Source organism: Phyllobacterium sp. CL33Tsu, assembly GCF_900113985.1.
Lineage (GTDB): Bacteria > Pseudomonadota > Alphaproteobacteria > Rhizobiales > Rhizobiaceae > Phyllobacterium > Phyllobacterium pellucidum.
On sequence record NZ_FORJ01000001.1, the window covers coordinates 1,059,490 to 1,073,003 of the forward strand.

11 protein-coding genes are annotated in these 13,514 nt (G+C 58.6%); 5 read left to right on the forward strand and 6 right to left on the reverse strand.

The window, feature by feature from the left end; translation table 11 throughout:
• Positions 1-93 precede the first annotated feature (93 nt).
• Positions 94-516: a hypothetical protein gene (locus BM074_RS05255; protein WP_091920252.1), complete on the reverse strand. Its 423-nt coding sequence runs from the start codon at positions 514-516 to the stop codon at positions 94-96.
• On the reverse strand, positions 513-2,276 hold the full coding sequence (locus BM074_RS05260; RefSeq protein WP_175498903.1) for a S10 family serine carboxypeptidase-like protein: 1,764 nt from the start codon (positions 2,274-2,276) through the stop codon (positions 513-515). The genes BM074_RS05255 and BM074_RS05260 overlap by 4 nt, the downstream gene beginning before the upstream one ends.
• A 219-nt stretch (positions 2,277-2,495) precedes the next feature.
• On the opposite strand from BM074_RS05260, the gene BM074_RS05265 reads away from it, so the two are divergent.
• From BM074_RS05265 to BM074_RS05275, 3 genes are read left to right on the forward strand one after another with little or no spacing between them, the layout of a single operon-like run.
• Positions 2,496-3,875, forward strand: coding sequence for a cytochrome P450 (locus BM074_RS05265; RefSeq protein WP_091920256.1), 1,380 nt, complete (start codon positions 2,496-2,498; stop codon positions 3,873-3,875).
• A 53-nt stretch (positions 3,876-3,928) separates the two neighbouring features.
• Positions 3,929-4,312: an MbcA/ParS/Xre antitoxin family protein gene (locus tag BM074_RS05270; RefSeq protein WP_091920257.1), complete on the forward strand. Its 384-nt coding sequence runs from the start codon at positions 3,929-3,931 to the stop codon at positions 4,310-4,312.
• On the forward strand, positions 4,272-5,033 hold the full coding sequence (locus BM074_RS05275; RefSeq protein ID WP_091920259.1) for an RES family NAD+ phosphorylase: 762 nt from the start codon (positions 4,272-4,274) through the stop codon (positions 5,031-5,033). The genes BM074_RS05270 and BM074_RS05275 overlap by 41 nt, the downstream gene beginning before the upstream one ends.
• A gap of 1 nt (position 5,034) precedes the next feature.
• On the opposite strand, the gene BM074_RS05280 is transcribed toward BM074_RS05275, so the two are convergent.
• Complete coding sequence (locus BM074_RS05280) at positions 5,035-6,666, reverse strand: alpha-D-glucose phosphate-specific phosphoglucomutase (protein ID WP_175498962.1); 1,632 nt, start codon at positions 6,664-6,666, stop codon at positions 5,035-5,037.
• 270 nt (positions 6,667-6,936) lie between these two features.
• On the opposite strand from BM074_RS05280, the gene BM074_RS05285 reads away from it, so the two are divergent.
• A complete protein-coding gene (locus BM074_RS05285) occupies positions 6,937-10,113 on the forward strand; it encodes a GH92 family glycosyl hydrolase (protein WP_175498905.1) in 3,177 nt (1,058 codons plus the stop codon).
• A gap of 77 nt (positions 10,114-10,190) precedes the next feature.
• On the opposite strand, the gene BM074_RS05290 is transcribed toward BM074_RS05285, so the two are convergent.
• Complete coding sequence (locus BM074_RS05290; protein WP_027230592.1) at positions 10,191-10,808, reverse strand: L,D-transpeptidase; 618 nt, start codon at positions 10,806-10,808, stop codon at positions 10,191-10,193.
• 180 nt (positions 10,809-10,988) lie between these two features.
• On the opposite strand from BM074_RS05290, the gene BM074_RS05295 reads away from it, so the two are divergent.
• Positions 10,989-11,483, forward strand: coding sequence for an MmcB family DNA repair protein (locus BM074_RS05295; protein ID WP_027230593.1), 495 nt, complete (start codon positions 10,989-10,991; stop codon positions 11,481-11,483).
• A gap of 56 nt (positions 11,484-11,539) precedes the next feature.
• On the opposite strand, the gene BM074_RS05300 is transcribed toward BM074_RS05295, so the two are convergent.
• Both BM074_RS05300 and BM074_RS05305 read right to left on the reverse strand, forming a co-directional pair.
• Positions 11,540-12,103, reverse strand: a complete 564-nt coding sequence (locus BM074_RS05300) for an ActR/PrrA/RegA family redox response regulator transcription factor (RefSeq protein WP_027230594.1) — start codon at positions 12,101-12,103, stop codon at positions 11,540-11,542.
• Between the two features lie 67 nt (positions 12,104-12,170).
• Positions 12,171-13,472 carry an ActS/PrrB/RegB family redox-sensitive histidine kinase gene (locus BM074_RS05305; protein WP_027230595.1) on the reverse strand — a complete coding sequence of 434 codons (1,302 nt, stop codon included), beginning with the start codon at positions 13,470-13,472 and terminating at the stop codon, positions 12,171-12,173.
• Between the last annotated feature and the right edge of the window lie 42 nt (positions 13,473-13,514).

A 13,514-nucleotide genomic window follows, 5' to 3' on the forward strand; every position in this document is an offset into this window, starting at 1 on the left:
CGAGAAATACGACCAGAGATCCGCACCCGGGCGTGCGCCTGGTCCGGCGGGCTGAGAACAACCCGCCAGACAGAGTTAAAGGCGCAACGGGTGCTACTCGATAATCTGGACCGATCCCGATGCAGGTTTTGCGACAGGCGAGCGCGCATCGAGGAAGCCTTTGACTTCGCTGAACTTCAAGCTGCCGTCCCGGTCGCGGTCAATCTCGGCGAAGTGATCGACAAAAAAGCCGAGCCCCGACTTTGAAGCGGATTCCTGCGTGACAAGATGGGTCGCGGGATCCGCAGCCCGGTCGAAGAGCGAGGCTGTGCGCTGGTCGACTTCGGTCGCAACGCTTGCCCGGGTCAACGGGACCGCTGCCATCCGCGATGGCGCCTGACGCGGCGCGAAGCCCCGCTGCATTCTCATCAGGCCGCGCTGCTGCCGCGACTCGCTGGCGAAATCACTCGCACTGGCGAGCGAGGCAGTGCAAATGGCGCCAATAAGGATCGACGCACAGATATGATGTCGTTTCATTGTTTCACCTGTTCAAATGCGGGCGGGTTGGATGCTGCGAACATTGTCGCCGACGGCCCGTCGTAGAAGGCGTCCAGATCTTGCATCAGCTTGTCATAAGCGCCGGTGTCATATGGCGAAACGCCGTGGCCACCCTCGTAAACCTTGACTGGTACCTTTTCGGCCAGGCCGACGTTGTAAAGGTCAAACTCCGACCGATAGAACGGCGTATTCAGATCGTAATACCCGTGCTGAACCAGCACTTTCAGGTTCGGATTAAGCGTCATGCTGTATGTCAAATCCGGGATACTGTTGCTCTCCCGCTGCTGGTTGTCAGCGATTGTCTTCGGATCGGGTTTATAATCCCACATATCGATGATCTTGCCGTTGAAGCCGACATAAGGCGACTGAGGTTCGTAGCCGATGAACTTGGCGTGATAATCTTTCCGCCAGGCGTAGTAATCGTTCGTGCGATCGAAGGCTGGTTCTACCGCTTGCGGCTTGAGAATGTATCTGCCATCGCCGAGCAAGAGCTGGCCCTTCTCGGGCGCAAATTTTTGCGCAAATACGACCGGGTCCATGTTTGGCGTAGCAATCCAGGGATTGTTCTGGGAACTGTCGCCTGGCTGGTACACTTTACCTAGACCCGTATAGGCGTATAGTTTGTTGAGGAATTCTATCCCCTCCGGCTTCTTGATATAGTCTTCCCAAGGCTTTCTGTCGGGCACTTTCGCATCAGTTCCGCTGAAGACTTCGTAGTAAAGAACACTGAACTCGGACCCGAAGGCGCTCGCATTTGTGGCAAACAGCTCAAGTCCCTGATTTCCACGAGCGGTTGATTTCTTGTGGAAGTCCGCCACCATCGCGTAGGTCGGGATCGCACCGCCACAGGTTGCGTAGAACAAGTAACAGTTGCTCGTTATATCCAATATCGGGGAATTCAGGACGAGCCCGGAAAGGACGTTTTTGCTCGTGGTGAATGTCGTGTATTGGCTGGTGCCGCTCTCCAGCAGCAGACGCGCCATGATTGGCGCCCGAAATCCGCCATATGAGACGCCGTAAATATATTTGGGCGAGTTCTGGCGGTTGTAAACGTTTACATAGCGCGTGATGAAATCCCGCAACACTTTGGCATCGCTGTCGGCGCCCCAAAAGTCCCTATTCTTGTTCGGCCAGATGGCGAGGGAATTGCCGGTCCCGACCGGATCGATGAAGACGAGATCCGTCCTGTCCAGAATCGTGTTGGGATTGTCTTTCAGCGGCCCGATGACGTCCTCCGATGGGGCTGGGCCGTCTTCTTGCATCGGTCCAAGGAAGCCAATATCCAGATCGGCGGATGAGCCGCCCGGCCCTCCGTTGAACACGAAGGTTATCGGGCGCGCATCCCGCGGCTGGTCGTCGCGTGTATAGGCCGTATAGGAAATCACCGCTTCAGCATTGAACAGGCCCGAGCCAGGCTTGGATGCAATCAGCTGACCGGCGGTTGCCGTGAAGGGAATGGAGGTTCCCTTGAAGGCGATCGTGTGCGGTTTGCTGGCTGAGACCTCGCGAGCGCCCGAATCATCCACTCTTCCATCGGGGTCATAATTAGCCACCGTTATCGGCTTAACCGGAATGGATGCGGGCGGAGACGGTGGAACAGTCGATGTCGGCGCCTGCTGAGGCTTGACTGGCGCGGGTTGATTAAAGGTCGGCGTCGCATCGGCGCTGTCGGAATCCGAACCTCCGTCGCACGATGCCAGGAAAACAGCCAGCAAAAGCCAGCAAAGGCGAAAATTCATAATTGAAAACCTCACAATATGGACCGAAACGATATCAGTGCAGGCGGGTAAAAAAACAGATAGTAGAAATCGGGAACTTAAAATCACGTCGCAAGCTCGAGGCGGAGCACACCTTATCCAGTTTGCGCCGTCAAGCACAAAATGGCTGGCGCCGCCCCAAAAGAAACCATTGGCATTTCTGCACCCCCATGCCCACATGGTCGGCAGGAGCCTGCTAATATGGATAGTGTTCAAAGCGCCTTTGTTCCGCCAGCGCCCGTCCCGCGTACCGGGCCGGTCGGCACCTTGCGCCTTATTCGCACGATTTATCGCAACCCGCTCGAACTGTGGGGCGAGCCTTCCTATAACGAGCCGTGGGTGTCGATCGACTGGTCCTTCGCCCACACGATTATCGCCAATGATCCTGGCCTCATCCGCCACGTCCTCGTCGACAATGCCAAGAACTACAAGATGGCGGCGGTTCGTCAGCGTATCCTCCGCCCCATCTTGCGCGATGGCCTCCTGACTGCCGAAGGCGAAACGTGGCGCCGTTCTCGCAAGGCCATGGCACCGGTATTTACGCCTCGCCACATCAATGGTTTTGCCGAGGCGATGAGGCGGACGAGTGAGGCTTTCGCCAAGCGCTACGAGAACCTTTCCGGTCCTACGGACGTGTCGCGCGACATGACCATGCTGACCTATGACATTTTGGCCGAGACGCTGTTCTCCGGCGAGATTGCTGGCGATCCGGACCAGTTTTCGCACGAGGTCGACCGCCTGTTTGAAACCATGGGCCGCGTCGATCCGCTCGACCTGCTTGGGGCGCCGAACTGGATGCCACGCTTCACCCAAATCCGGGGCAGGCGCGCCCTCGCCTTCTTCCGGCAGATCGTTGCCAACACCATGAAGATGCGCCGCAAGCGCATGGACCGGGAAGGCGACAAGGTTCCCAACGATTTTCTGACCCTGCTGCTCAGGGCAGAAGGCCCGAAGGGACTTTCGCGCGCCGAGATCGAGGACAATATCATTACGTTCATAGGGGCCGGGCACGAAACCACGGCGCGCGCACTGGGCTGGACGCTCTATCTCCTCGCCAAGGCGCCGTGGGAACGCGATTTGATCGAATCCGAGATCGACGCCTTTATGGCGCAGGCGGACGTGCCGCCGCCGCATGCCTGGCTCGATGCATTGCCGCTCACCCGCGCCGCTTTCGAAGAAGCAATGCGGCTTTATCCCCCGGCTCCCTCGATCAACCGCGAACCAATCGAAGACGATCAATATATGGACCTGAAACTGCCCAAGGGGGCAGCCGTACTGGTTATGCCATGGACGGTCCATCGCCATCGGCTCTATTGGGATAATCCCGATGCGTTCATGCCGTCGCGTTTTCACCCGGAAAATCGCGACAGGATCGACCGTTTCCAGTATTTGCCGTTCGGCGCCGGGCCGCGCGTGTGCATCGGCGCGAGTTTCGCTCTGCAGGAGGCGATCATCGCGCTGGCGACTCTGCTGCACCGCTTCAGATTCGATGTCGCAGGCGCCTACAAGCCGTGGCCCGTGCAGAAATTGACGACGCAACCCGATGGCGGGTTGCCAATGACCGTGCAGGCGCGGCGCTAACTTGATTTCCTAGGAAATATTCTATATATTTCTTTCCAATGAAAGGAATACCCATGGGAACCGCTGCTCAACCGCTTTCAGAAACCCCGGATCGAACCGCCGTCGTTTCCAAGGCGCTGTTGCGGTCGTCGGAACTCCTGGGCCTCACCGCAAAGGAGCTTGCCCATATTGTCGGACTTTCGGAGCCAAGCATATCGCGCTTGAAGCGTAGCCTCGATGGCGCGCCGCTCACCGGCAAGAGTTACGAACTCGCGCTTCTTTTCATCCGCCTCTACCGCTCGCTCGACGCTATCGTTGGCGGCGACGATGCGGTTGCGCGCACATGGATGCGAACTGACAATAGCGTGCTCGGCGGCAAGCCGCTCCACCGGATCAAAACCATTGACGGTCTCACCCATGTCCTCGCCTATCTGGACGCCCGACGCGCTCCGATCTGAAGCCCGAGACAGCCATGGCGGCTGCTGGCGTCTGGTCGAAGCGCAACATCGCGTTTCAACGATGAAACTTGTCGATACGCTCGACGAGCAGGCCCTGCTTGAAGATGAACTCGAAGCCACGAAGCCGCCGCTGCCGCCCGCCTGCATTCATCTCGACTATCTGCTTGCGACCCCGTTTCGCTACGGGCGCTATCCAGGCAATTCTCGCTTTCGCCGCGAAGGCTATTCGCCGGGCGTTTTCTATTCGAGCGAGATGGTTGAAACGGCGGTTGCCGAAACCGCTTTTTACCGCCTGCTGTTTTTCATCGAAAGCCCGGGCACACCCTGGCCGCGCAATGCGCTCGAATTCACCGCGTTCGAAGCGCGCTACGCCACGACCCACGCCATCTATCTGACGGTCGCGCCCTTTGCCGAACATCGAAGCCGCTGGACGCATCCAACCGACTATTCCGCCTGCCTCACCCTTGCCGATGCGGCGCTTGCGGCGGGCATCGATCTCATTCGCTACCAGTCCGTGCGCGATCCGCAAGGCGGCGCCAATCTCGCCCTGCTCTCCTGTGCCTGCTTCGCCATGCCCACCCCCGTGCGCAAGACGACATGGCGGCTGCATTTCTCCGACTACGGCGTAAATGCCATATGCGACATGCCGGACCTGCGGCTGGGCTTCACTCTCGCGACTTTTGGCGACGATCCGCGCGTTGAAGGCGCGGCGCGGCAATAAATCAAGTGATCACACTCGGCTTGTCGCGACCCGTGTGAGCCTTGATCCCGGCAAGATCCTCCGCAGCGCGGATAAGGTCGGCAAGTGCGCTCTGTGTCTCAAGATCATGGCGCTTCGGATCTGGCTCATAGCGTTCCACGTAGACACGGACCGTCGCGCCCGACGTGCCGGTGCCTGACAGGCGGAAAACGACGCGCGAGCCGCCTTCGAAGAGTACGCGTATGCCCTGGTTTTCGCTCACCGACTTGTCGACCGGGTCGTGATAGGCAAAGTCGTCGGCGGTTGCGATCGTCAGACCCTGGACCTTCGTGCCGGGAAGCGAAGCGAGTTTGCCGCGCAGATCGTCCATCATCTTGTTGGCGCCAGCCGTATCGACGCCTTCATAGTCATGACGCGAATAATAGTTGCGCCCGTAGGTCGCCCAATGTTCCCGGGCAATGTCAATGACGCTCATGCGGCGCACGGCAAGTATGTTGAGCCAGAGGAGCACGGCCCAAAGCCCGTCCTTCTCGCGCACGTGGTTCGATCCGGTGCCGGCGCTTTCCTCGCCGCAGATCGTCGCCATATCGGCGTCGAGCAGATTGCCGAAGAACTTCCAGCCCGTCGGCGTTTCGTACATGCCGATGCCGAGCTTTTCGGCGACGCGGTCCGCGGCACCGCTGGTCGGCATCGAGCGTGCGATGCCCTTGAGACCGGCCTTGTAACCGGGGGCCAGGTGGGCATTGGCCGCAAGCATCGCAAGCGAATCGGATGGAGTGATGAAGATGCCCTTGCCGATGATCAGGTTGCGGTCGCCGTCACCGTCGGACGCGGCGCCGAAATCCGGGCCGTCCGGCGACATCAAAAGGTCATAGAGATCCTTGGCGTAGACGAGATTGGGATCGGGATGATGCCCGCCGAAATCGGGCAGCGGTACGAAGTTGACGCATGTGCCTTCCGGCGCGGCGAGGCGCTTCTCGAGAATCTCCTTGCCGTAGGGGCCCGTTACGGCGTGCATCGAATCGAAGCGGAAGATGAAACCAGATTTGATGAGGTCACGTATCGCATCGAAGTCGAAAAGCTGTTCCATAAGCGCCGCATAGTCGGCAACCGAATCGATGATTTCGACCTGCATGCCGGCGATTTCGCGCTTGCCGATCGTATCGATATCGATATCTGCAGCTTCCGCGATGACATATTGCTTGATCGCCTTCGAACGCGCGAAAATCGCCTCGGTGATCTTCTCCGGCGCCGGCCCTCCATTGCCTATATTGTACTTGATGCCAAAATCCTCGTTCGGACCGCCCGGATTGTGGCTGGCCGAAAGAACGAGGCCGCCAAAGGCCTTGTATTTACGGATCACGTTCGATGCCGCGGGCGTCGAGAGGATGCCACCCTGCCCGACGAGCACGCGGCCAAAGCCATTGGCGGCCGCCATCTTCAAGGCAATCTGCACCACGTCGCGGTTGTAGTAGCGGCCGTCGCCGCCAATGACGAGCGTCTCACCCTTATATCCTTCAAGCGAATCGAACACCGACTGGATGAAGTTCTCAACATAGTTCTTCTGCTGGAAGACCGGGACTTTCTTGCGCAAGCCGGACGTTCCGGGCTTCTGGTCGTCGAATGGTGTGGTGGCAATGGTTTTGAACATGATGACCTTCCAGTTTCTGCGCATCTGCCTCAATCTATTGGGGCGGGACGTAGCAGGTCAACATGACGATTTTCAGATGAGCCGAGCATGTTTACGACCTTCGTTGAATTGACAGGCCATGCGCGCTTGGCGATTTTCGCAAAAGGGGAGGTAAATTGGCTAAGCGCCCGCCCGGTCGCAAATTCGCGCCGGCAAACATATCGATATTGTTCGGCGATAGAGCCGGCGGATTTTGATCTTTGCACATCATATTTAATTCATTGGGAGGAAATTATGAAATCACGGACCGCATTCGCGGCGGGTCTGGTCGGCGTGTCGTTGTTGGCGGGTTGCAATAACGACAGACAGACAGACAGCAACAACGACACGAGCAGTTTCGAACAGACGATTGCCCAGCAGGCCGGCGAGATTCAAGGCCTGAAGGATGGCCAGAGCAAGCTCGAGGCGGCGGCCGGCAGTTTGGGCACAACGCTAACGCAAGGCGCTGCCGAACTGGAGCACGCGCAGACCATCATCACCGAGATGCAGGCACAACTTGCGGCCAAACCTGACGGCGATCCTGAGGCCATCAAGGCGCCGCAGGCGACGCTGACGCAATTGCAGAACGACCTTGCGGCAAAACCTGCCGGTGATCCGAAGGCTGTCGAGGCGCTTCAGGACGCGCTTGCCGAGGTGCAGGCGAAACTTGCAGCCAAACCGGACGGCGATCCCGTCGCTCTCAAAGCGCTTCAGGACACACTTGCCGAGGTGCAGGCAAAACTTGCAGTCAAACCTGACGGCGATCCTGTCGCTATCAAGGCACTTCAGGACACACTTGTCGAGGTGCAGGCGAAACTTGCAGCCAAACCGGACGGCGATCCTGTCGCTATCAAGGCACTTCAGGACACACTTGCCGAGGTTCAGGCGAAACTTGCAGCCAAACCTGACGGCGATCCAGCGGCTGTCAAAGCACTGCAGGATGCGCTTGCCCAGGTTCAAAAGGACCTTGCTGCGAAACCAAGCGGTGATCCGGAAGCCATCAAGACGATACAAGCGACGCTCGCGCAGTTGCAGAAGGAACTTGCAGCCAAACCTGCGGGCGATCCGGCAACGTTGAAGAACATCCTGGCGCGCCTGACCGAAATCGAGATGGCGTTGCGAAATCCCGATCAATCGGACATGGCACTGACCCAATTCGTCGATCCGATGATCGGAACCGGGCAGGTCCCTCCGACCGATACCGGAAGCACGGAAGACCTGCTTGGCGGATTCACCACGCCATCGGCAAATGCGCCATTCGGAATGATTGCATGGGGTCCCGATACGCCGGCAGTTCCAGGAACGTGGAGCCCGCCTGGCTATCACTACCCGCAAGCATCTATCACCGGCTTCAGCCTGACACATCTCAGCGGCGTCGGTTGTCCTTCCGGCGGCGCGATTCCAATCATGCCGCAGATCGACGCAAAAGAAGGTACTATTCCCTTCAGCCATAATGACGAGGTCGCAAGGGCCGGGTACTACTCTGTCAAAATGTCGAATGCCATTCGAACAGAACTGACAAGTACAGTGCGCAGTGGACTGGGTCGCTTTACCTATCCCGAGGGCAAGCCTGCGCTCTTGAAAATTAAGGCCAGCACAAACTACACCGGATCGTCTTCAACCATCGCGGTCAGCGAAGCCGACCGCACCGTCTCCGGCTATGCAACGGGAGGCGGGTTCTGCGGCAGCGGAAAAAGTTACAAGATATATTTCTACGCAACGCTCGACCGGGCCTTCACCGCCGTGCAAAGCGGCAACAGTGTTACCCTTGCCTTCCCGGCGCCCTCGCCCTCCGCTCCGGTCAAGGCGCTGATGAAGGTCGCTATATCCTATGTCAGCATCGCCAATGCCAAGGCAAACCTCGAAGCGGAGGGCGGGCCTCTCACGTTTGAACAGGCCCGTGAGCAAGCGGATGCGGCATGGAACAAGCGGCTGAATGCAATCCAGGTCGACGGTGGGACCAAAGACGAAAAGACGAAATTCTATACGGCCATGTATCATGCCTTTCTGGCGCCGTCCGTGTTCAGCGATGTGAACGGCGAGTACATCAGTTTCAATGACGCCGGCACCACGAAAAAGGCCCCCGAAGGCCATGTCCAATATACGACCTTTTCGAGTTGGGACACCTACAGGTCGCTTGCGCCGCTTCAGGCTCTGCTTGCGCCCGATGATGTCGGCGACATGATGCAGTCGCTCGTTTTCGACGCGGACGATTGCGGCGGGACTTTCCCGATGTGGGCGGAGGGAAATACCAGCAGCAGCATCATGCCCGGTGATGGCGCATCGATTATAGTTGCCCAGTCGAACGCCTTCGGCGCAGCAGGCTTCGACCGGCAGAAGGCGCGCAAGATCATGCTCGATACGGCGTTTGGCCGCGCCACAAAATGCCGGACGACGACTAACCTGCCGGGACTCGCCGGTTACATCGAACTTGGCTATCTGGCCAAGGGCGGCGGCGAATATCAGGCGACGTCGACGAATATGGAATATGCCAGCACCGACTTTGCCGTCTCTCGATACGCAAGCGGCATCGCTGCAACGGATCCGCAGATCGTCGCTGGAGCCGCAGCAGACGAGCCGAAGACGCTGCTGAAACGTTCCGGCAACTGGGCCAACCTGTTCAACCCGAACTGGCGCAGTGTTGCCGGGCAGCCCTATCCGCAGTTGCAGCCACGTAACAAGGATGGAACATGGACGGCGTACACGCCGAGCTCGAATGGGGATGTTGACTACCGCGAGGGCAATGCCGAGCAATATACCTTCATGGTTCCGCACGACATTCGCGGCATGCTCGCCAAACTGGTGATCGATACGGACAAAGACAAGGGAACCGAAAAGGACGGGATTGCCCGCCTGGATGAGTTCACAAAGAACCTCAATGGCGGCTGGAGCTATCAGCCCGCAAGATTGTGGATTGGCAACGAACCGGGCTTTCTTACGCCGTGGCTCTACAACTGGACGAGCCAGCCGTACAAGACGCAGGCGTTGGTCCGGCGCATCGTTGACGAGCAGTTCACGGTTTCACCTTCGGGGTTGCCGGGAAATGACGATGAAGGCGCCATGTCCGGCGTCTACATCTGGGGCGCACTCGGGCTTTATCCGGAAATCCCGGCCGTGCCTGGATTTGCGATCAACAGTCCGATCTTCCCGGAAGCGCGGATAAAGCTAGGCAGCGGCAAGATCGTAACGATCGCGGCCGACAAGACCCCGCTTAAATATATCCAGAAACTGACGGTGAACGGTGCAGCCCATGACAGCCCATGGATCGATTTCGACAAACTATCGTCGGGTGCGCGCCTGGAGTTCACGTTGAGCGACAAGCCGAGTTGCTGGGGTTCGAACCCGCCGGCCGCGCTGCTGCCGCCATCCTTCGCGCCGGATGGCACACAGACGCCGCGGCTGAAGCCGGCGAAGGAGTGCGCCCTCAACTGACGCACAAAGCGTTCGCTGGACAAAAAAGAAGGGCTCCGACATGTCGGAGCCCTTCGCTTTCTAAATACCGGGGAATGCTAGCGGACGATGACCTTGGCGCCAACTTCGGCGCGATTGTAGAGGTCGATGATGTCCTGGTTCATCAGGCGGATGCAGCCAGACGACATCGCCTTGCCGATCGACCACCATTCCGGTGTGCCATGCAGGCGATAGCCGGTGTCGCCGCCCTTATTAAACAGATAGAGGGCGCGGGCACCGAGAGGATTGCTCAGGCCCGGATCCATGCCGTCGCGGAACTCGGCAAGCTTCGGCTGGCGAGCGATCATTTCCCTCGGAGGGGTCCATGTCGGCCATTCGCGCTTCAAGGCAATACGGGCGCTGCCCGACCATTCGAACCCTTGCTTGCCGACCCCGATACCGTAGCGCATGGCGCGGCCGTCGCCGAGGACGTAGTAGAGATATTTTGCCTTGGTATCGACAATGATCGTTCCCGGCGCTTCGCCGCCGTCATAGTTGACTTCCTGGCGCAGATATTGCGGCGGAATCTTGGTGCGCGGAACCGCTGGAATGACGTATCCCGCGTCAACGACGGAATTATAGGACGCGGTCGAATAGCTGAGCCCGATTGTCGAACAACCGGTCAAGGCGGTTGCACTCATCAGTCCAACCGCAAGGACGATAGTCTTCAGTTGCATGGTCACCCCAGTGAATAATTGTGCGCGAATCGGCGTTTGGTTTAGCTGTTGCCTCTCTTGCGCCAATATTGTTAATGCCTGATTAACTGTAAAGCGCAGTGTTTCGTTAACCATGTTTTGCTCAACCTGGCGATTGGTTTTCCTACCCATGGTTGCAGTTTTGTCGGTATTGTCTCGTTTATGCCACTCGTCTCCCTAGGTCAGACAAGCCCCTTGATAGATGGCCGCCAGTCGGAAAACGCCATGATGGTGCGCCGCGGGGTGCAGCGGCTGTTCCTTGAACTCGGCCTCGCGGTCATGCCGGAACTCTCGCTCGCCTCGGGGCGGCGCGCAGATCTCGTTGCCCTGACGCGCAGTGGCGAAATCTGGATCGTCGAAATCAAATCCTCGATCGAGGATTTCCGGGTCGATCGCAAATGGCCGGTTTACCGCCAGCATTGCGACCGGCTGTTCTTCGCGACCCACCCCGGCGTTCCCGCCGATATTTTTCCGGACGATTGCGGATTCATCCTTTCGGATGGCTATGGCGCCGAGATCATTCGCGACGCCCCCCAGCACAAGTTGCCCGGCGCTACGCGTAAGGCCATGACCCTGCGCTTTGCGCGGGTCAGTGCTGCGCGCATGACGCTCGCGGAACTCGCCGGCATCGAGCTGCCCGAGACCGACGTGGAATAAAGCGTTTCGTTTCAGATTGCTGTAGAAGCAGTAAATGTTTTAATCGTCACCACGATCTAACGCGGGGCGCGCTTGGCGAGGATCCGCTGCAGCGTGCGGCGATGCATGTTAAGCCGGCGCGCCGTTTCCGAAACATTGCGGTCGCACATTTCATAGACCCGCTGAATATGCTCCCAGCGCACCCTGTCGGCCGACATCGGATTTTCTGGCGGCGCAACTTTTTCACCTGTTCGGCGCGTCAACGCGGCAAAGACCTCGTCAGCATCGGCAGGCTTCGAAAGATAGTCTATCGCCCCGATTTTGACGGCGTTTACCGCGGTCGCGATATTGCCATAGCCGGTCAGGACGATCGCGCGCGTATCCTCGCGGCGGGCGCGTATCGCCTCGATAATATCAAGGCCGTTGCCGTCGCCAAGGCGCATATCGACGACCGCATAGGCCGGCGCATTGACCTTGACGCTCGCAAGACCGGCCTCGACCGAATCGGCAATGGCGACAACGAAGCCGCGTGACTCCATGGCGCGTGCCAGCCGCTGCAAGAAGGGCTTGTCGTCATCGACCAGAAGAAGTGTTCGATCACCGCCGATCGCTTCAATATCGTCCTGATCCGTGTTTTCCATCAGGTATTCCTGCTCATTCACTGTAAATATGGATGTTAATGGTTCGCAATGAACAAAAAGTCAAAGATTATCCATCAGTAAGCAATTGATGGCGAGGCCAGATAACAACGACTTCTGCCCCCTGCCCCGGATCGTTGCGATTGCGGAAGGTAATTGTCGCGCCTGAGCGTTCGAGCAATGTCTTGGCGATGAAGAGGCCAAGGCCGAGACCGCCGCCATGCTCGTTGATGGCGCGGTCGCGGCCGGTGGTGTACGGCTCGCCGATGCGGTCGAGAATATCGGGTGCAAAACCCTTGCCGTCATCGCTGATGACGATCTCCACGGTCCTGTCGCTCCAGCCCCAATTGACGTTGATGGTTTCGCGCGCGAAATCGACGGCATTTTCGACGAGATTGCCAAGACCGTAGATGATGCCGGGATTGCGGCGGATAACCGGCTCATTGCCTTCGCCGCGCATCTTCGACACCACGATGTTGATGCCAAAATTGCGGTTGGGTTCGATGACCTCCTCGATCAGCGAGGAAATCTTGAGGCGCGACATGTGCTCTTCACTGGTCGACGACAGGCTCGTCAGCCGCTTGAGAATTTCGCGGCAACGCTCAGTCTGCGAGCGTAGAAGCTCGATATCCTCGGCGAACCGGTCATCCTTCTTGAGACTGCGCTCCATCTCCTTGGCAACGAGCGCGATGGTTGCCAGCGGTGTGCCGAGCTCATGCGCGGCAGCGGCGGCGAGTCCATCGAGCGCGGAGAGATGCTGCTCGCGCTGCAGGATGAGTTCGGTGGCGTTGAGCGCATCGGCGAGGAGACGGGCTTCCTCGGCGACGCGGTAGGCATAGACCGCGGTGAATGCCAGAGCCGAAACGACCGAACACCAGACGCCGGCGATCAGTACGAAGGGCAGTTGCATCGTCTCGCCCTCATACCAGGGCAAGGGCAGGTAGACATAGGCGAGCAACGTTGCGCAGGCCGTTACCAAAAGGCCAAGTGCGGTCGTCGCATAGGCCGGCAGCGACGTCGCAGAGATGATGACCGGAACAATCATCAGCACGGCGAAGGGGTTCTGCAGCCCTCCGGTCATATAAAGCAGTCCCGCCACCTGCAATATGTCGAAGGCAAGCACGGTGATGGCCGCCCGCGGTTCAAGGCGGTGATTTATCGGATAGCGGAACGACATGAGAAGGTTCAGCCAGGCCGAACAGGCGATCAGCGCGAAGCATATGCTGACGGGAAACGGAAACTTCAGGTAGAGCGCGACGAAGAGCACGGCGATGCTCTGTCCTGCCACCGCAAGCCAGCGCAGCCGGATCAGCGTAGTCAGCCGGAGCCGGCGCGAAAGATATGATGAGCGTGTCTGGAAATCCTGGACCATGCCGGTGATTTAGAACAAAGCTCACGCAAATGGAAACATGAT

Bases quoted from the DNA above. Each gene is read 5' to 3' on its own strand.
- BM074_RS05290 (WP_027230592.1), bottom strand. From the start codon at position 10,808: ATGCAACTGAAGACTATCGTCCTTGCGGTTGGACTGATGAGTGCAACC.
- BM074_RS05295 (WP_027230593.1), top strand. From the start codon at position 10,989: ATGCCACTCGTCTCCCTAGGTCAGACAAGCCCCTTGATAGATGGCCGC.
- BM074_RS05305 (WP_027230595.1), bottom strand. From the start codon at position 13,472: ATGGTCCAGGATTTCCAGACACGCTCATCATATCTTTCGCGCCGGCTC.
- BM074_RS05265 (WP_091920256.1), top strand. From the start codon at position 2,496: ATGGATAGTGTTCAAAGCGCCTTTGTTCCGCCAGCGCCCGTCCCGCGT.
- BM074_RS05270 (WP_091920257.1), top strand. From the start codon at position 3,929: ATGGGAACCGCTGCTCAACCGCTTTCAGAAACCCCGGATCGAACCGCC.
- BM074_RS05285 (WP_175498905.1), top strand. From the start codon at position 6,937: ATGAAATCACGGACCGCATTCGCGGCGGGTCTGGTCGGCGTGTCGTTG.
- BM074_RS05275 (WP_091920259.1), top strand. From the start codon at position 4,272: ATGTCCTCGCCTATCTGGACGCCCGACGCGCTCCGATCTGAAGCCCGA.
- BM074_RS05300 (WP_027230594.1), bottom strand. From the start codon at position 12,103: ATGGAAAACACGGATCAGGACGATATTGAAGCGATCGGCGGTGATCGA.
- BM074_RS05255 (WP_091920252.1), bottom strand. From the start codon at position 516: ATGAAACGACATCATATCTGTGCGTCGATCCTTATTGGCGCCATTTGC.
- BM074_RS05260 (WP_175498903.1), bottom strand. From the start codon at position 2,276: ATGAATTTTCGCCTTTGCTGGCTTTTGCTGGCTGTTTTCCTGGCATCG.